Origin of the sequence: Pedobacter sp. 22163, assembly GCF_052045595.1 — a bacterium.
In the GTDB taxonomy this organism is placed as follows: domain Bacteria; phylum Bacteroidota; class Bacteroidia; order Sphingobacteriales; family Sphingobacteriaceae; genus Pedobacter.
Map to the genome: position 1 here is coordinate 498,234 of NZ_JBQEPM010000003.1, position 20,788 is coordinate 519,021.

8 protein-coding genes are annotated in these 20,788 nt (G+C 41.4%); 7 read left to right on the forward strand and 1 reads right to left on the reverse strand.

Translation table 11 applies throughout. The features are described from left to right. The first annotated feature begins 61 nt into the window (after positions 1-61). The 7 genes from ACTJKN_RS10480 (at position 62) to ACTJKN_RS10510 (ending at position 19,525) form a co-directional block, all read left to right on the forward strand. Complete coding sequence (locus tag ACTJKN_RS10480; protein ID WP_440824743.1) at positions 62-6,523, forward strand: carboxypeptidase regulatory-like domain-containing protein; 6,462 nt, start codon at positions 62-64, stop codon at positions 6,521-6,523. Between the two features lie 11 nt (positions 6,524-6,534). After that, positions 6,535-8,541: a fibronectin type III domain-containing protein gene (locus tag ACTJKN_RS10485; RefSeq protein ID WP_440824744.1), complete on the forward strand. Its 2,007-nt coding sequence runs from the start codon at positions 6,535-6,537 to the stop codon at positions 8,539-8,541. Further along, a complete protein-coding gene (locus tag ACTJKN_RS10490; RefSeq protein WP_440824746.1) occupies positions 8,541-10,475 on the forward strand; it encodes an IPT/TIG domain-containing protein in 1,935 nt (644 codons plus the stop codon). The genes ACTJKN_RS10485 and ACTJKN_RS10490 overlap by 1 nt, the downstream gene beginning before the upstream one ends. A gap of 821 nt (positions 10,476-11,296) precedes the next feature. Beyond that, positions 11,297-14,320, forward strand: a complete 3,024-nt coding sequence (locus ACTJKN_RS10495; RefSeq protein WP_440824748.1) for a SusC/RagA family TonB-linked outer membrane protein — start codon at positions 11,297-11,299, stop codon at positions 14,318-14,320. Between the two features lie 11 nt (positions 14,321-14,331). Then, on the forward strand, positions 14,332-15,879 hold the full coding sequence (locus ACTJKN_RS10500) for a RagB/SusD family nutrient uptake outer membrane protein (protein ID WP_440824750.1): 1,548 nt from the start codon (positions 14,332-14,334) through the stop codon (positions 15,877-15,879). Between the two features lie 70 nt (positions 15,880-15,949). Then, entirely contained in the window at positions 15,950-16,831 is an 882-nt protein-coding gene (locus tag ACTJKN_RS10505) for a sugar phosphate isomerase/epimerase family protein (protein WP_440824752.1), read from the forward strand. Between the two features lie 12 nt (positions 16,832-16,843). Next, positions 16,844-19,525 (forward strand): PQQ-dependent sugar dehydrogenase, encoded by a 2,682-nt coding sequence (locus ACTJKN_RS10510; protein ID WP_440824754.1) that lies wholly within the window; start codon positions 16,844-16,846, stop codon positions 19,523-19,525. Between the two features lie 226 nt (positions 19,526-19,751). Here ACTJKN_RS10510 and ACTJKN_RS10515 read toward each other — a convergent pair whose 3' ends face one another. Further along, positions 19,752-20,651, reverse strand: coding sequence for an AraC family transcriptional regulator (locus tag ACTJKN_RS10515; RefSeq protein ID WP_440824756.1), 900 nt, complete (start codon positions 20,649-20,651; stop codon positions 19,752-19,754). Positions 20,652-20,788 lie beyond the last annotated feature (137 nt).

Sequence of the window (20,788 nt, forward strand, 5' to 3'; positions counted from 1 at the left end):
ACCCCACAGGGGATGAATAAATCTGATAGCTTCATCACAATTGAAACTAAATTATATACTGATGAAAAAATTATATTTCCTTTTACATGCATCCTTGATCTTGCTATTTTCCTTAAGCCGGGTAAATGCTCAGGTAAGTATATCGATAAGGATATTGCCACCTTATCCAACCCGTATTACCGATTACGAGAGTAAACCACAGCAGGTTTTAATTACACTGGTTAACCAATCAACGGCTACACAGAATGTACAGTTAAGGGCGTCTGTTGTCGGCGATAATGGGATAAGGTTGGAGGTAGGTCAAAATTATAAAAGTCCATCGGCAATAACGTTAACCCCGGGGCAGGTAAGAAATTTAAATGGGGCCGATCTGGTTACCCTGTTCGATTATAACCAGCTTACCTATACCGGCATTACCAAAGGCGAGTTTATACGTGGAAACGGTTTGCCGGAGGGTAGTTACCAGGTTTGTATGCGTGCCTACGATTATAATACCAATTTGCCAATAAGCGGGGAGGAACCTACGGGCTGTAGCAACCGTTTTACGATAAGTAGCATAGAACCACCACTAATTATACGTCCTGCCGATGGCGATGAATTAAACAATGTAAACGGAAAAGTTTTTACCATAAATTGGACAACTCCTCCAGGCGCACCACCATCGGTAAAGTATAAAATACGGATGATAGAAGTGATTGGCAACCGCAATCCCAACGATGCGGTGATGACCGCCCTGCCACCTTATTTCTTCGAAAAAGAGGTTATGGGAAACGTTTATGTATATAATCCTGCCGACCCGCAATTTACCCCGGGTAGGCGTTATGCCTTGGTTATCAGTGCTTTCGATCCAAATAATAGCTATACTTTCAGGAACAATGGCAACAGCCAGGTTGTAGCCTTTTCTTTTGTTGGCGATCTGGTTAAAAACGGCCCGGGAAAAAAAACGGCAGATACTGCTTCGAAACCGAAAAAACCGCTTACTACAAATTCTATAAAGGGCAGAGCACTATGGGCATTTAAGGCAAGCGAAGAAAGCTACAAAAGCGGCTCCATGCTGGGCAGTATTGGTGCCGCAAACGTTACAATTCCCAGTTTTAATGCCACTTTAAGTAATAATAGTGCATACAACAGTAATTTGACCCCGGTTTTGGGGAATACAGCCGTGCAAACGGGCAATAAAACGGTAGCTGGCGGCAGTAATAATGGAGTTCCCATGGGCGGATTAGTCTATGGTGCAGCAAACCCGCTAACGGATAATAAAAATAACCTCTTAAATGCAATGTCCACTGATGGAACCCTATTTGCCCGGGTGGTTACCGATAATAAGGGCAATACAATGAGTGCGGTGCAAAAAGTTGCCGAAGAAAAAACGGCAAGCTCATTTATCTTCGCATCGGGCTATCAAAAATACGATTATTCAATTGATGCCACATCTGCAATCTCTGCAAACAATAAAATCCCACTGGCCAATGCTGTAGTAAAAATCATAGGCATTCCCGTTGAAACCGTTAGGATCTTAAATCCGCACCAAACAGAAGTTCAAAAAGAGAAAAATGAAAAGCAGGAACAAAGCAACTCGCAATTTGGTATTGTGCCCAAACCGCAAAATAATAAGCCCGGGAATAATTTAAATCAATCCAAAGAAAATAATGCAGCAGCCAACAGCGGAAAGGACAACACCGCACCTGCAAAAGCATCTGGTGCAAGCCCTATAATTGCTTACCCGAAAGAGAAAGATTTAATCGCTTCCGGCCGTACCGATGCAAATGGAAATTTCGATATTAACTTTGCCGATTTAAACTATACCGGAGGGAACAACTATAAACAGATAAAAGTAGTGGTTACGCAGGGCGATTTAGAGGAAACTAAAATTTTACCGGCCGATTCGCTTAAAAACCCTGATCTGGATTTGGGCGAGATAATTTGTCTGGCCAATACCTACCGCTATACGCCCACCATAGAAATGCCAGAAATAAATGCTGGCGACAATAAAAATCTGAAAGTTAAAATCTATCGTGAAGAATCAGCCTCAATGGCTAATCCATATTTAGCTTTTGATGGCAACCTTGCCCCGGAGGCAAAACAGAAAATAACCATCAATGGCAAGAAAATGGTATTGGTGGCTACTGATAGTGTAAATGTAAAAACTGCCGGTCTGATAAAATTTTCGCGTTTATTCTATGATGCCCAATATATGGTAGAAATTAGCGCAAACGGGCAGATTGATAAAAAAACCGGTAGTTTAAAGGTAGCGCATTATGATTTAAGCCCAGATAAAGTTTTAAATGTGAAGCCAACATATACTTTAACGGCATCGCCACCATCTGTAATAGGTAGTGTACAGCTTTCTTTGGATAATGGTTTTGCATCGGTGAAAAATGCCATAGTCCGGGTCGAGTTTAAAAAAGAAGATATATTGGTCGGCGCAACCAACCAAACCGGGTTGAGTGCAGTTTTAGGAAACCAGCAGCCGTACAGCGCCCAGCTAAATACGCAGTTCGCGGCATATAATAACATGGTTGTACAGGCACAATCGCCATCAACAAGCTCGGCAAACACCGCTTTGTCATCTAATTCCCCGTCTTTTTATTCCTCAAATGTTTTAAACTCTGCCCTTGGTGGAGGTGTTAAAGCCAGCGCCACTTTTATCGGTAATGCACTGACCAATTTTGAAGAGCAAACCCAATTGGCACCATATAGTGCCCGCACAGATAGCGCAGGCAATTATGTGATCAGCAACCTGCCAAAATTAAAAGAAGGCGCAACTTTTACGGTACGGTTAATTAAAGTGCCCAATCAATTTAAATATTTAAAAGTAGATCCTGCCGATACCATTGTGGTGGCCAGATTGGTAGACGGGGAACAAAAAGACGTATCGTTTAGGATAAAACCAGAACTGGTACAGATTGTAGGCCGAGTGGTTGATGCAGATAAAAAACCTTTAAACAATGCACGGCTTTATTTCAAAGGCTCCACCAATATTATTTTAACAGGGCAAACGGGACTTTTTACAGCTACCTATTTTCCCGGAGATCATCAGCTTGTTATTGAGAAAGAGGGTTATGTAGGTAAAACCATAGCCGTAAATATACCTGCTGAAATAACGAAAAAACCAACCATCGATCAGGGGAACCTTGCGGTAACCGAATTGCCAAATAATGTTTTAACAGGTAATCATATTGTGGATACCAAAAACATCTTTGGCGATAACCGAAATACACAAAATACGGTAGCAAATACAATAGACCTGACTGCACAGCTGGTCAATACCCCTACTGTGCAACAGTCAATAGCCAGTAATGGCGGCAATTTTTCGCCTGCATTGTTTGGTGTTGCCGGCGCGCAGAGCAATACGGCGGTCAGTGCATCAGGTATTGGCGGTTTAAAACTTGATGGCGTAAAGATGCAGGCCAAAAGCAGCCCGGCAGGGGGTACAACATTCGATTTTTCAGGAGCCAAAACCAGTGGGAATAATATGGTTAAACAGACCAGCTTCGACATAAGCGATGCAATGGCGGATGTTTTTAACAGCCCATTAACCAGTTCTAACTATGGATCAAACAGCAAAAAGACAATTGATCTGGGTGATATTGGCTTTTTGGAAAGAAAAGTCGGTAAAATAAGGTTTAAAGTTGTTGATGAGGCAAACACCGCTATTGCCAATGCCAGCATTGCACTTTTTGATACCATAGGTATAACCGATAGTAAAGGCGAATGGTTTTATAAGGGCTTTGGCGGCAATGCAACAGTAAGGGTCACACCACAGGCAGGTACTGCTTTTATTATAACCGAACAAAGTGTACTCGTAAATGAAGATGGTGTAGAAAATGTTAAAACCATAAAACTGCAAAAAGGAACGGCAATAAGTGGGTTTGTAAGAAGCGGCAATGCAGCTGTAAACGGAGCTATCGTAAAAGTAGAAGATAGGCCATACCTGCAGGCCACAACCGATGCTAGCGGGGCATATACGTTGTATGTACCTAAGGGTGCGCTGCAGGTTAAGGCATCAAAATCCGGTTATATTGCACAGAGCAAAAGTGTAACCATAGGCACTACACCACAACAGTTGAATTTCGAACTGGGCAGTGGTGGCGAGCGGAATATCGCCAAAATACTGGGGTTTGATGTAGAATTAGATAAAATGGATGCTGAGGGGGCTTCCTACCGGGTAAGCGGAACTTTTGTAAACTTAAACCCATCCTTAAGCGATTTAAAAAGCAGTAGTAAAACGCAATTGCGGTTTAGTAATATCAAGATCAGTTTCGATGCGCAGAATAATGCCATCCCGGAGGGAAACAAAATAGTAACCGATGAGCTTTCTATTCCTTTTAAACTGTTAAATTATTTACCGGTTACCTTAAAAGCCGCCAACGGCATAGCTGTAGAAAGCGATGGGAATAATGGTGGTAAGATTACCGGACAATTGGCGCTCAATATGGGCGCAATACAGGGCAGTAGGGGATGGACTTTACAAACTGCCGATGTTTTTCTCGTTCCGGACAATTCAGCATCACAGCAGGTTGTCGTATTTACATCTAATAACACCGCTGCAAGTTCACCAAAATATAAAATTTCATCAACAGCAGGTAATTGGCAAGGCGATATTTACGGCTTTAAACTCTCGGTAGAAACATCCGCAGCCTTTATCGATAATAATGGACTACACTTAAAAGGCAAGCTGAATACACCAGATCTGGGTCCCATTAAATCTGCATCTTTTACCATAGAAGAATTTAATATCGGAGCAGATTTATCAGTGAAAACAGTAAAACTGGGCCAAACCAACCTGCCATCTATTAAAATAATGGATTGGAGTGCCAGTATTGCATCGTTACTCTTTAATGAGGATGGGTTTAAACTGGGTGGCAATATGGTAATAAAAGTACCTGCTTCAGGCACCTCAAACGTATCATTTTCGAACATTTCCCTGGCAAAGGATATGATGTTTGGGGGGACTTTTACCATCCCTACCGAGGGCATCAATATTTTTAATGTTGTTCGGTTGAAGAAAGGCAATACACCGATTTCATTTGGGCAGGTGCCTAACCAATCTGGGGTATATAAATTAGGCGGCTCTGGCAAAATACAGTTCGAAAAATTTCTTACCTCGGTAATCAATATCCCGGTTTTTGAAGTGCATACCAGTGGCAAATTTTTAGTTGATGCACCTGTTGATTTCGAAGCCAGTTTAGCTTTTGCCAAAATTAAGGTACAGGCTATACAGTTTAATAGTGTGAGCAGCACGCCTTACATAGGTGTGCAGGGTGCTATCTCGGTTGATGTACCGATATTAAAATTTACGGCCGCCGATATTACTTTTAAAGCGGTTAGCGGTGGAGTAAATGTATCGGTAGGTAAAATTAAAGCCTCATTAGATGTTCCGGTTTTAAAAACCGATATAGAAGTTGAGTTAAAAGATAATGGCTTCGCAGGTGCAGGTAAATTAAGTATACCCGGTACGCCGATAAATGCCGGTATCGATTTCCATTACTTTAAAGTTCAGGGTGGGATAGATTTTGGTGCAAGTTTCAGTGCTGGTGTAGTGATCCCGATAGGTTTTGTAACCATTGAACGTGTTGGCGGAGGTTTTGCCTATAATACCGCTACCAAAGATTTTATGATCAATATTAATGGTGCAGTCTCCATTGCCAATTTAGGCTCGGCCATAAAATTAGATCCTATTGGCCTTACCGTAAGCAGCGGTCCGGTAATAGAAGGTTATGCCCATTTAATTGTAGGTACCGCCCTGGATGTGGCCGATGCCAGTATTAAACTTGATATCCCACAATCTACCTTTAGTATAACTGTTGATGCACAGATAGAACCGATAAAAGGTGTGGCAAGCGCAAAACTACAGGGCGATTTGATCATCAGTCTAAAAGATGATGATAAATACCTCTTTATAGGCGCAGCTATGGATATAAATTTATTGGGTTTAATTAAATCAAACGGTGAGTTCGCAATGGGAATAGGTGTACGTAATCCATCAACCCGGGCCGATAGGATCAGCTATTATTTTCGAAACGTTGATACCCGTTACGTGGGCGATATGTTTTCGGGAGTATATATAAACACTACGGCAAAAATGGGTATTCCTAAAGAGCGGCCCATTGGCTTCGATTTTAAAATTGCCAGCGCGAAACTCTGGTGTTACACAGAATCAAATGCCAAGTTAATCTTAAATTTTGCCGAAGGCAATTATCTGTTCGGACTGAGCGGAAGATTTGGTGGCGGTTTTGAATTCTGTGTATTTAGTATTGCCTGTGCCGGTTTTGGATACGATGCCTGTTACGAGTTTATGGGAGGCCGCAACGACAGCGATGGCTGGTTTATAAACGGCAAAGCTGCAGGTAGTGTATACCTAAAAGTAGGTGGTTGCAACCCGGATTGTAACGACTGGACGATAAAACCGTTTTGTGCAGGGTTTAAACTTTGTGCCAAAGGCGGTGCCGAAGTTGGTTTTTCTCAAAGACGGGGTCTGAAATTGAGCGCTTTTGTTGGTGGTACTCCATTTTGCCCATAATTTATAACAATATGAAAACTATATTTTTAATTATTTTTCTGGCCTTTATTATGCAGGTTAAGGCACAACAAGCTAAGTTGGCCCCTACCGGTGTACCCTTTGGCAACGTAATGCCCGGGCCAAATAGTGTTAGTGGAGTTTTGATGGGGCAGACAGAAAACTCATACAATGCTTATTTGCCGGCAATAAAACAGTACGATATTTACAAGGATGCAAGTGGTAAGGGCAATTTTAAAAAAATTATCACGGTAACTTTTCCCAGTTCTTATGCCGGTTTTGCCCAACGCGTTGGTGAGGCTACCGCCACCGAGGTAAAAAACCTGTTAAGTGCTAAAACCGATGATGAAGCATATCAGCTTCTTCGGGCCGGCGATCCTAAAAAAATAGGTTTTGCCTTTTTATCTAAGTCTTTTTTAAGTGGGATCGGTATGGCCTGGGAGGATAAAGAAATAAAGGATAATACCGCGGAAACGGTTTACCGTGTAATGAAGATTTATAATGACGGTAAAGAAGAGGTTTTGTTTACCCAAAAAACAGCTGATATCGCCAGGATACCCATGCCTAAATATCAACTCCAAAATTTAAGTACGACCGATAGTCTGGTACAGGCAAGTTGGATGAGCAAAACATTGAACAGTCCGGTTTATTATGCAAAGGTTTACAGAAAAGCGAACAACGAACAGAAGTACCAGTCAATAAATACCAGCTTTGTTTTTAGTTCTGGCGATACCTCTAAAACTAGTTTTTCCGAAAGGGTAAATCCGGGTAATCTTTTTAATTATTTTATTATCCCCGAAGATTTTGCCGGCAACCAGGGCTTACCATCTGATACCGCTTTTGCCATCAGCAAATCGTTTAGCTCGGTAAAGGGTATCACAGATTTTAAGGCAAAAGATTCGTTAAAGGGTGCGTGGCTATCGTGGCGTGCGTTACCCAATGAGGGTGTTTACACCGGTATCCAGATTTTAAAATCGAGAAAAAACAATAACGCATTTATAGAAGTCGCCACTATTTCGCCAACCGATAGTGTTTATTACGATAAAGCGGTGCTGCCCAATGTAATCTATTACTACCAGATAAGGCCTTTAATCATCCAGCCAAAAGGATGGAAGCTGCTGCCATCGGCAACTACAAATGTGGCTATCAAAAACAAAGGCGATATTCCGTTTGCCCCACAGGGCTTAAAAGTTTACCAGGATAGCACCGCGCAGGTAAAACTGATCTGGGAACTTAACCCCGAAATAGACCAGTTTGCCTATTATGTATTGCGTGGAACCAATAAAAATAACATGCAGATCGTCTCCCCGGCGTTACGCAGTAACCGGTATACCGATTCGCTTAAAAATTTAGATGGTGAAAGTACCTATCTGTATACCGTAAAACTGATGAACCTTTCGCAAAAAATGAGCGATGAATCTAATATCGCAATGATAAAACCCCTAAAACTCGTATTTGTGCAATATCCATCAGGTATCAGTGCTCGCTTTGCCGAATCTATTGTGAAACTGCAATGGGAGAATATGATCGAAAAATACGACGACATTGTTGGCTACCGCATTTACAGAAAGGCCAAGGGTGATAAAACTTTCACTTTGCTTAATAAACAAGCCTTAAACCTGCCATTTTATAACGACACAACTGCTAGGCCAGGTGCTGATTACGAATATGGTGTTACCTCGGTAAACGGTTCAGATGTGCAAAGCGTTTTATCGCCTTTAACGCAACTCACTGTACCAACTTCGGCAAGTTTGGCTCCTCCGGCCAATTTATACCTTACCAATAAGGCCGAGGGTGTTTTTATCTCCTGGCCACAGGGTGATGATAGCAAGGTTATTAATGTGATTTATCGTAAAGCCCTAACAGATGTAGGCTTTAAAAAAATTACCGAAGTAAATCAGTATACTTTTTATACCGATTCCACAGCCCAAAAAGGCATTTTGTATACCTATCATATCGTGGCAAAAACCAGGAACGGCGAAAGTAAACCAGGGATCGAAAAATCGATAAGAAGAAATTAATGGCAAAGAATAAACTAAAAGCTATGGTACAGGTAAATTTTAAAAATTGTTTCCTGGTGTTTTTATTGGGATGTTTTTTTTCGCAGTGTGCAAAAAAATACGAATTTAACCCAACCGGTATTGCTGTGGTAATTGACAGTATAAGTCCAACCCGCGGAACAGAAAATACCGAAGTGCGTATTTACGGGAAAAACTTTCCGGCTGATACGGCAAAATTAAGAGCTTTTTTTAATACAAAGGCCGGCCTGATCATAGAAAGATCAACCAATAATGTTGTTTTGGTCAGGGTACCTGCCGAAGCTGGAACAGGTACCGTAACCTTACTGGCTAATGGAGAGAATATCGCCGGTCCTGTTTTTACCTATGATTATGATGCACCCGTAATACTCGACGTTGCCCCGCTAACCGGGATTGCTGGTACAGAAATTACCATTAACGGTCGGAAGTTTAGTGCCATCTCGGCAAATAATACCGTAAATGTTAATGGTGCCCCGGCTTTAGTCAACTCATCTACCGCTACGCAGATAAGAGCCACAATTCCCGAGGCGAAAAACGGACGCATTACGGTTGTGTCAAATAATATAAGTTCGCAGGGCCCGGTTTTTAAATTTATCCCTCAGATAATCAGCTTAAATAAAACCAGTGGTTATGTAGATGATACCATAATCCTTACCGGTAAATATTTTGATGGCGCACCAAATCCTTTGGTTACATTCAATGGTGTAACGGCACCAGTTATATCGGTTACGGCTACCAGTATGGAGGTAAAAGTACCAGCATCAACCAGTGGTAATGTGCTGGTGAATGTTGATGGCATAAACAGTAACCCGCTTGCTTTTACCTATAAGTTTTCTCCGGTTATTACCGGTCTAAGCAAAACGTCGGCCTTTGCCAACGATACCTTAACCATAAATGGCACTAACTTTAATGGTACAAATGCACCGACAGTAGCGTTTAACGGCGTACCGGCAACCGTGTTAAATTATACCAATACCAACGTTAAAGTGAGGATCCCTTCTTCTACCACAGGTAATATTACGGTTAATGTAGACGGGGTGGTTAGCAACGGCATAATGTTTACCTATGCACAAAATATTATTGCCAGGAGCCTAACACAGGAAAATCCTGTAGTTAAAAATGTATCAGGTATTGATGGTACTCAGGTCGTGTTGAAAGGTGCAAATTTCGGCACAGATGCCAGCCGCGTAAAAGTAGTTGTGGGTACTTTTAATGCAGCTGTTACCGCGATAGATAACGGAAGTATAACTTTTAATGCACCATCGTTCAGCGGTACCGAAAACTTATTGCGCATCCGTATCTATTTAGACAACGTAGAGGCCACATACCCTAATGGCAACTTAACATTTACCTACGTAGAACCTACAATTTTAACATCCACATTTACAGCTGCGCCTATAGCCAACGGGCAGTATAATTTCACCTTTACCGTTGATGGACAGTTTTACAATGCCACAGCGCCAAATGCCAGCCTACAATTTACAATTGATGGTACCGCGTACAATACAACTGTTTCGGGTAACAGGGCAACGATTACCACAAGCGGACCATTTACGTTCTTTAAAAATACATACGTTATCCTGGTGAGAAATAAATGGGGCAGTTTTGCGTCGGCTTTCCATAGGGAAGTAGTAATTAACGATTTTACAGTGAGCAGGGGAATTAGGGCTGTAACGATAACAGGCTCGGGCTTTGGAAGAAATACTGAAGATAGGCGCTCGGTAAGGATGTACCGTATCATTAATGGAGCTAAAACTTATTTTGCAGATCCAACACTTACTTCCTGGCAAGACAATCAGATTATTGCAACATTTCCCGAAAGTGTAGATGGAAATGCGGTATATGGTGTGGAAGTTAGGGTAGAAACGAAAACAGAAGTTAAAGAAAAAGCAGTTAATACGAATCCGGTAAATTAATTCTTGGATCTGTACTTAGGCTAAAAAAGGGGTAGTTTAGTTGATCGTTAAGGGCTTTCGTTAATTCGGAGGCTCTTTTCGTAAATATGAAAACCCGAAGTGCCTCCATATTGAATCTAATGTCGATTATGAATTTCAACAGCCCTCAGATCTTAAATCAAACAGCGTTTCTTGTTTTTTATAGTTTATAAGGGGTTGAAATATATTAGTTCCCCAATAGGCTGTTGGTGCGAAATTAAAAAGTCAAATCCCGAATTATAAAAAAGCTTTTTGTTCTATCCTTTTAGTGCGTATTCCTGGATAAGCATATCTGTGGTATATGCAGGTTAGTACTAAACTCTCTGATCATCGTAAGAGATAAGGGCTGTTAATAATTTTAGGACTTTCCTTATTTAACTGGCACGCTGGCTATTTAAAACCCTGGCACCTGGAGAACTTTCTATTATCGGGATGATCCAATCTGTTTTTTCTACATGCGCTTAAAAACGCTGTGTTTTTAGTTGCATCTTAATGTCTTCTGCTGAAATCTTACAACTTCCTTAAATAAACAATTCTCATCTGGAGGAACTTTTAGGTACTGACAAAGATTAATGAAGGCCATTTTACCTGGCTAGGATTTTTAAATCCAGCGTTTTTGAAGCACATTTTGCTTTATTCGGGTCTATTCCTCCTGGTAATTCTGCGTCTCAGTTGAAGTGATCATATTGTCCATGTTTTGGTGATGATTATCCATTTACCCTGTTTTATTTTCATTGTAAATTTAACCACACTAATCAAATATCTTTTTTATGTTAATTTATATTGTAAAATCCTTGCCCAAAATGGCGTCTTTACTGATGTTTTTGGCGTTAATACAAGGTAGCCAGCTTTTGGCCCAGGAGCAGGTAATAGCATCAGGGAAAGTTACGGGTAAAGATGATGGAATGTCCATCCCAGGTGTTTCTATCAAAGTAAAAGGCACTACGACAGCGACCTCTACTGATCCGGATGGCAAGTTCAGTTTCAAAGTTCCAACAGGTGCTATCCTTATTTTTTCTTCCCTTGGTTATGGTAGTACTGAACGATCTGCAGCCGCGGGCATGAATATCGTTTTGGTTGCTACAACAAGCGAACTTCAGGAAGTTACCGTAGTGGGCGCAACGATTAAAAAGGGTGATCTGACAGGTTCGGTAAGCAGTGTTGGTGAAAAGGTAATTAAAGAAATGCCCGTAACTAATATCAATCAGGCCATTCAGGGGCGTGTTGCCGGTGTGCTGGTGCAAAGTAATGATCCCAGGCCCGGTGGTGCTGTATCCATTAAGGTGCGCGGAAACAATTCCATACAATATGGTTCAAACCCGATTTATGTTGTAGATGGTCTGGTGATCGAAGAAGCATTCAATACCATCAACCCTGATGATATTTCAAGTATCGACATTTTAAAAGATGCATCTGCAACTGCAATATATGGTTCAAGAGGTGCGAACGGTGTGGTACTGATCACTACTAAAAGGGCCAAGAATGGCGATGGGAAAATAGAATACAATGGGTGGTATGGCGTACAGTCGTTCAACAAAAACATTCCATACCTAAATGCCCAGCAGATTGCCGATTTACGTATCGATGCTTATGCCAACAAATATATGGACGATAATCCGACTGCAGACCGTCAGACCTATATCAATTCATTGGTGGGTACAAATTCTATAGCATTCAGTCAGGATGAACTGAATGTGTACCGTAGCGGCCAATCGTACAACTGGCTCGATGAAATTACCCGCACGGCTATACAACAAAACCATACGGCAACATTTTCTAAAGGTGGTCCTGATGGTGCAGTCTATGTGAGTTTTAATTACACTGATCAAATGGGGCTATTGAAAACTTCCAACTATAAACGTTATGGCGGACAAATTAATCTCGATCAGAAAATAAAACCCTGGTTAAAAATCGGTACCAATACCAATTTCTCGCGTACTGAGGAATCCTATATCGATGGAGGTGTGTTCGGTATCGCTGCCAATGCGAATCCGCTTTTACCCATCAATGACCAGATTACCTACTTGAGCTGGAAGGGTATTCAAAGTACCGATCTATACAATCCTATCAGAAGTTTAAATATTGATGGAAAAGGCAATTTAAACCGTTTATTAACCAATAACTATGTTGTGGCTACCCTCATCCCGGGATTAAATGTACGTTCGAGTATAGCCCTTGATGTGAGGAATCAAAATTATTACAACTACATTCCCAAAAGTTTAGGCCAGTCGCTTAGAAATTCGACCAACGGTAGTGCCACACAGAAAAAAGAAAGTTGGGTAAACTGGCAGTGGGATAATTCGATTTCATACGATAAAACCATTGGCAAAAATAGCTTTTCGGGTATCCTGAGTTTTGGATTGAGCCAGAACAACTACAATTATAACCAGGTAAATGCATCAGGCTTTGCTACCGACGATTTTTCTTACAAATACCTTGGCGGGGCTTACCTGAAAGATCAATTCCAGTTATCTTCTGATTTTGTAACCAACTCATTGATCAGCTACGTGGCCAGGTTCAATTACAGTTACGACAACAAATATTTTGCAACCCTTACCGGAAGGTATGATGGTTCCTCAAAATTTGGAAATGGCAACAAATGGGGGCTTTTTCCTTCACTTTCACTAGCATGGAATGTTGCAAACGAAGATTTTTTCAAGGACATAAAGGGAATCAACATGCTTAAAATCCGTGCGGGTTATGGTATTGCCGGAAACCAGAAGATCGATGATTTTGCCTACCGTTCCCTTTACCGACCGGTATTTACCAACGGATCTGTTACCCATGTGTCAGATGGTCGTTTAGGGAATCCTGATCTTGTTTGGGAAAAGCAAAAACAACTTAACCTGGGACTGGATATCGCAGTTTTGGATAATAGACTAACTTTTAATGCCGATTATTTTCTGATTCACAACAACGACCTGTTGATGAGAAGAACGCTGTCAACCACATCAGGATTCAATAATACCATTGCCAATGTAGGCTCATTGCTTAATCAGGGGTTCGATTTTAATATCAACGGTGTCATACTAAAAGGCGATGATTTAAAATGGAATATGGGTGCCAATATTTCTGCCTATAAAAGTAAAATTACCAAGCTTTATGGTAATGTAGATGCCATTTATAATTATGGCGGATTTACCGGAGTGGAGATTCAAAGAGAAGGTAACTTCTTCCTCAACCAACCGCTTAATTCTATTTATACCTATAAGTTCGAAAAAATTGCGCAACAATCCGATATGACACGTATCCAGAGTATTGATTATGGAGGCCGCACCATTCGTCCGGGGGATATTGTTCCGGTTGATGTAAATGGCGATAAAAAGATTGATGATGCCGACCGTATTGTTGTAGGGAGAAAAGATCCCAAATTTTACGGAGGGTTCTTTACTGATGTGACCTATAAAAATCTTACACTGAACGCGGTTTTTAATTATAGTTATGGCGGCAAGGCCATCAGCGGACTTTATGAAGGCTTACTAAACGGTACAGGTGAATATTCGGGCCATGAAGATGAACTTAACCGCTGGACACCGGCCAACACTGAATCCAACATCCCGAGAGCTTATACCGGAAGTGGCCGTTATAGTGTTGGAGAAACCGACTATGCTGTACAGAATTCATCTTATTTAAGGATGTCGGCCTTAACGCTGGCCTATAATTTTACGCAGGACTTTATGAAAAAGGCAAAATTAAGCAACCTACGTGTTTATGTTACCGGTAGGAACCTGTTAACCGTAACCAAATATAAAGGTTATGATCCTGAAGGAGGTGATGGTTATCCAACTTCAAAAATGTTTGTTTTTGGTGTTAATATTGGACTTTAAGAGAAATTACAATGAAAAAGAAATACAGTTTGATCATGCTTGCCTTATTGGTAATACTAAGCGGGTCTTGTAAAAAATTTATAATAGAAGAACCACAGACGGCCCTTACCGAAGAGCAGGTTTTTAAAAGCCTTGATAATATCGAACCTTTGGTTTTGGGCCTGTATACCAGCTGGCGCAATACCAAAAAAGACAGGGGAGGTTTTGTCTTCACCTTGGGCACTGATGAAGCACAACAAGGGGCTTACCAGGTTAGAACCGACGACCGGCAGGCAGGACTTGACCGTTATAATGGCTTCTTAACCGCGAGCAATACAGCGCTTGCCGAGCAATGGAATAGCCGCTGGCCTGTGATTTCTGCTGCGGCTAAGGTAATTTATGCCTTAAGCCTGAATACGGAAGACCCCGAACGCAAAAACAGGATTTTGGGTGATGCTTCTTTTATCAGGGCGGCGCTTAATTTTGAAATGAGTCAGTATTGGGGCGAAATACCGCTAATAGATCAGGCGAAATTTGCTGAATATGGAACTAAACGCCAACCTTTAACATTAGTCTACAATAGCATCGTTTCAGATCTCGAAAACGCAGTAAAATACCTGCCTACATCTCAAACCGACAAGCGTAAAGCCACTAGGGGTGCGGCACTGGCGCTATTGGGCAAAGTATACATGTATGCACCTGTTAGTTCAGGAGTACGCGATTTTGTTAAAGCGAGAGATACTTTTAAACAGATCGTAGATGCAGGTACATACCAGCTGGTAGCCAATTACGCCGACCTTTGGAATCCTGCAAAACCCAACAGCAGTGAATCTATCTACGAGTTTCAGTTCAACAATGTTTACCCGGACAATAACCAAACCCAATGGCAAATGGGATCGAGATCGTTGGCCGAAATCGATCAATATGCTTATTTTGGCGGTTATGACCTGATGGTGCCAACGCAATATTGCTATCAAGATGCAACTGCAGGAGGACTCTGGGAAGCTGGAGATGTTAGGAAAAGCGAAAGCATCCGTTACGATTTTAACTATAAAGGAAAAACACCTGTGTTAAACCCAGCCTTTGGCGGGGATGAACTCGATCCACATGTTAAAAAATATGAAGATATAAGAACAGATGGCACTTTGAGTTTTTGGCTTTCGGGCAAGAATATTTTTTACCTGCGCTATTCGGATGTGCTTTTATGTTATGCAGAAGCTTTGAATGAAACCGGGGCGACCGCACAAGCTGTTGATCTTGTGAATACAACCGTAAGAAGAAGGGCCTGGAACAATAATCTGCCCGATGAAAAAAAATGGAGCGTAGCAATGTCACAGCAGGATTTCAGAACGGCTATTATGGACGAACGTATGCGCGAACTTTGCTTTGAGGGATGGAGAAGGATGGATCTGATCAGAACAGGGAAGCTGGTAGACCTTGTGAAAACCCGTAACAAATGGACAAAAGAGAGCGGCTCTGTTCAGCCTTTCCACAACCGTTACCCAATTCCGCTACAGGAAATTAAACAGAATGACGATATATCCGAAGCAGATCAAAACCCAGGATATTCCAATAATTAAACCAGCTAAAAATCGACGGGCTCCAGCCTTTTGAAGCCTATTATAAATAATTCAATTTACAGATAACAATATGATTTTTTACAAACACCAACTTTCCCGCCTGGTTTATGCTATGGGACTTTTATTGATTACAGTAGCCGCTGGCTGCAGGGTTATCGGTGTTACCACGACCGCTACAACGGGGTACCAGGAAAAACGCCTGGGCTGGAAATTGGGAACACAGGCATTTACTTTTAACAGATTCAGTTTTATGGAGGCCGCGGCCAAGACGGATAGCTGTAAATTGAGTTATATTGAAGCCTTTCCCGGACAGGAAATAGGGGGAGGGATTCCTGGGAAAATGGACTACCGTATGGAGCCGGCCAAGAGGATCCTTATTCTGGAACAGCTTAAAAAATACCATGTAAAAATGGCCTCCTTTGGTGTTATCGGAGCAGACAATAAAGCAGATTGGATTAAAATATTCGAGTTTGGGAAGGCAATGGGCTTAGAGACGATAACAGCAGGGCCGGAAGAGAAAGATATGCAACTGCTCTCAGACCTCTGTGATCAATATAAAATAAATGTTGCGATCCACAATCATGCTAAACCTTCCAGATATTGGAACCCTGATATCATTCTGAATGCCATTAAAGGAAAAAGCAAACGCCTTGGGCTGTGTGCAGACCTCGGACATTGGGTCCACTCAGGCCTTGCCCCACTTGATTGTATAAAAAAGGCTGAAGGCCATGTACTCCACCTGCACATGAAAGATATGAACGGAAAGGATGAAAATGCACACGATGTGCACTGGGGAACCGGCGCCACTAACGTTGATGCGATCATTAAAGAATTAAAAAGACAAAAATTTAAAGGCATCATATCTGCAGAATATGAGTATAATTGGGATAATAATACTGCTGATGTTGCAAAAAGCGTCGCCTATTTTCGCGAATCTGTTCAAAAACCTTAATGCATATAAATAATGACCACATTTTTTTTGAGAGGATTTCTCCTTTTACTTTTTTTTAGCGTATCTGTTCAATGTTTTGTCAGTGCCCAAAAAGTAAATAAACCCGAAATAAATAGATTTACTAAGATAGTGCTGGCCCAAAAGCTGGAAGAGCCGATGCAGTTTCAGGTTTTGAAAGATGGGAGGGTTCTTTACGCCGAGCGAAAAGGAAAGCTAAAGGTATACAGCCCGGTTACCAAGAATCTTGATATTATTGCAGAAATTCCTGTTAGTACCGAATATGTTGATAAGAACGGTAAAAGGGAAGAAGGTGAAGATGGCCTTCAGGGCGTGATATTGGATCCGGATTTTGAAAAGAATCATTGGATCTATACCTACTACTCTGTAAAGGGTAGTGAAGCTGTTAACAGTTTGGTAAGGTATACCTGGAAAGGAGCCAAAGTTGACCAATTATCTGCGAAAGTACTGTTGAAAGTGCCAGTACAGCGTGAAGAATGTTGCCATGTGGGAGGAGGGATGTTGTTCGACAAGGATAAAAATTTATTGCTGAGTACAGGCGATAATACTTTTTCGAGATCATCAGACGGTTTTACACCAATAGATGAGCGTCCTGGCGAAAGTGCACGCGATGCACAGAAATCTTCATCAAACACAAATGATCTAAGAGGCAAAATCCTACGGATCCATCCGGAACCGGACGGGACGTATACAATTCCGGAAGGCAACCTATTTTCAAAGGGAACAGCGAAGACCAGGCCTGAGATTTACACTATGGGCAACAGGAACCCCTGGCGGATGAGCCTGGACAGCAAAACAAACTGGCTGTATTGGGGTGAGGTTGGCCCCGACGGCTCCAATGCATCAGAATCCAGAGGGCCTGCCTCATACGATGAGTTTAACCGGGCCAAAAAAGCCGGAAACTTTGGCTGGCCCTATTTTATTGGGAACAACCTGCCTTACCGATATTATGATTTTGCTACAAAAAAATCCGGGGAACTTTATGATCCGCGCCGTCCGGTTAATAATTCTCCAAACAATACGGGCTTAAATGTCCTGCCGCCTACGGAAACTCCGTTGATATGGTATCCTTATGGGGCAAGTGAGTATTTTCCATTGATGGGAAGTGGAGGGCGAAGTGCAGTTGGGGGGGCGATATTTCATCAGGCTGACTTTTCTGCTACTCCAAATGTTTTTCCTTCCTATTATGAAGGCAAATGGTTTATTACAGACTGGGTGCGGGGATGGATACTCACTGTAGAAATGAATGAGGAAGGGAACTATAAATCTATGGAGCGCTTTATGCCAGATCTCACCTTAAGGGGTCCGATTGATATGAAATTTGGTCCGGACGGAAGCCTGTACATTCTTGAATATGGTAACGGCTATTTTAAAGACAATCCCGAAGCAGAACTTATTAAAATAGAATATAACGGCGGTAATCGGAAGCCCATGGTTCAAGTGCAAGCGGATAAGGTTTCAGGAGCACTGCCCCTGAAGGTAAAGCTCTCATCAGTAGGAACAATCGATTATGACGGTGATCAATTGAAATTTGAATGGCGTATTACTAAAGACAGGGTACTCAAATCTGTTTACAGAACACCAAATCCCGAAATACTGCTATCTGCTCCTGGAATCTACAAAGCAACACTTACCGTTACCGATCCATCAGGTGCAAAAAACAGTAAAGCAGTCGAAATATCAGCCGGTAATGCATCTCCGGTAGTAAAATTCAATTTTATCAAGGGAAATTCCAGTTTTTACTTTCCAGGAAAGACCATTACCTATAGTGTAAAGGTAAGCGATAAGGAAGACGGAAGCTTGGCGGATAGAAGAATTAAGCCCTCGCAGGTTTCTGTATCGATCAACTATCTCTCTGAAGGTTATGATATGACGACCATTGCACAGAATCAGCAACGCTTCGATGCATCTGCACAATTTGAAATTGGTAAGGCGCTCATGAAAAAAAGCACCTGTAAAGCTTGTCATGACCTAACGGCTAAATCATTAGGCCCTGCTTTCACCCTTGTTGCCCAAAAATACAAAGGCGATAAAACTGCCCGGGAACGTTTGGTCAAAAAAGTAATCAATGGCGGTTCAGGTGTTTGGGGTGATGCGATGATGCCCGCACATTCTTCCCTGCCAGCGGCCGAGGTTGATGCCATTGTAAAATACATTCTTAGCCTCGGCGATAAACAGACTGCCCAAAAGAATCTTCCGGTGAATGGTACCTACACCACTGGTATTCAGCCTGGCCAGACAAACCATGGAAGTTTTATTTTTAGGGCAGCATATAGAGACAAAGGAGCTAAAAATTTAGCCTCACAGTTATCTGAGGATGTTGTGATCCTTAGGAACTCTTACCTTTCGGTTAATGAATCGGGTAGTAATAAAGGCCTAAGTTTCAGTAAAGACAGGTTAATTGCTACAGTTTCGGAGAAGGGAGCTTATCTAATGTTCCCGAAAACAGACCTTACCGATCTAAAAGCGATTGAGATAATCGGTGATAAAGCAGTCCCAGGTCAGGTAGAGGTTCATTTGGGCTCTCCTTTCGGAAGGATTATAGGCCGAACAGGCCTTAGCATCGGAAATAAAGCGCTTGCTGAAATTGAAAATATTAAAGGCGTATTTGATGTTTATCTCGTTTTTTTACAGATGGGAGTAGATGTTAAGGGTATAAATGTTGTACCACGGTGAATTTTATCGGTACAAAGGGTTATCCCCTAATCAGCCTTCTATAGAATAATTTTTTAAGTCGTCGCCATTTTTTAGGAGAAGAGGCAGTTTCCGGGAATGGAAATTGCCTTTTCCATTATTGGTCAGAACGACTTGTTCTAAAAATTTTTTTGATGTTGACTAAATAAGAGCGCAGTTTTGAAATTCTTTATCAGGTGCAATTTGCTAGGGTTTCGCTATCTTTTGATTACCTTTTGTGTAACTTTTTATACTGGGATGGTGAAGTACCAGTAATCTGCTTGAACAGACGTGAGAAGTAATACTGATCTGAAAACCCCAGTTCTGCACAGATTTCCTTAATATTCATATCGCTAAAATACAGGTATTGACAGGATTCCTGTATTTTAAGCTGATTGAAATAATTGATGGGGGAGCTACCTGTTTTTTGCCTGAAAGAGCGCAGGTAGTGAGATGCTGATAAGTTTTGCTGAAGGGCCAGATCTTCAACAGAAAACTTTTTCCTCAGGTTTTTCTTCATGTACATTATAGATTTACTGATAGAATCTATGTTGTATACATCTGGGTCAAGGTCTTTGTAATAAATAAAAGAAGAAATAAAATTCAATAGTTTAATGTTGATGATCTCCATGTCTTTATCATCAACACTACGCTCCAAAAGGGCATAAATCAAGTTAAACTGTTTAATCCTGGTTTCTACAAATGGGATCTCCTGAATCTGTGTAAGGTTGCCGTTTGCAAAGCGGTCAAAGATATTTTCAGCAATCTCACCGCTAAAATGAGCCCAAAAGATACTCCATGGATTACTTTCGTGACTTTGATACTGGTGGCTGATATTTCTGGGGATTATATAATAGGAATTTGGACTCAGCAATAGTTTCTTGCCCAGAATATTGATGTAGCCAAAGCCTTCGGTGCAATATAGAAAGATATAGTCTTTGCTACCTGATTTGCGCTCGATATGGTGGTTGGTTGCACGGGGATAATGGCCGATCGCTGTCAGATAAAAGGTTTTCGCAACTTTGTTGTTGAGGATTTTCTTCCTGATGTTCGGGGGGATGACTATACGTTTTTGTCCGATGAATCCCTCTTTGATTTTTTTCCTGGGCTCAATGATTTTTTGCTCCATAATGATGGTTGAGAAATTATAAAGTAATGAATACAGTTCCTTTCAACCATGGCCCCGCATATATTACTTTAATAGTGCAAAATAAGAGTTTTCAGTTCAATAATTAGAATAGAAGCAATAAAAAAAGATAAATATTT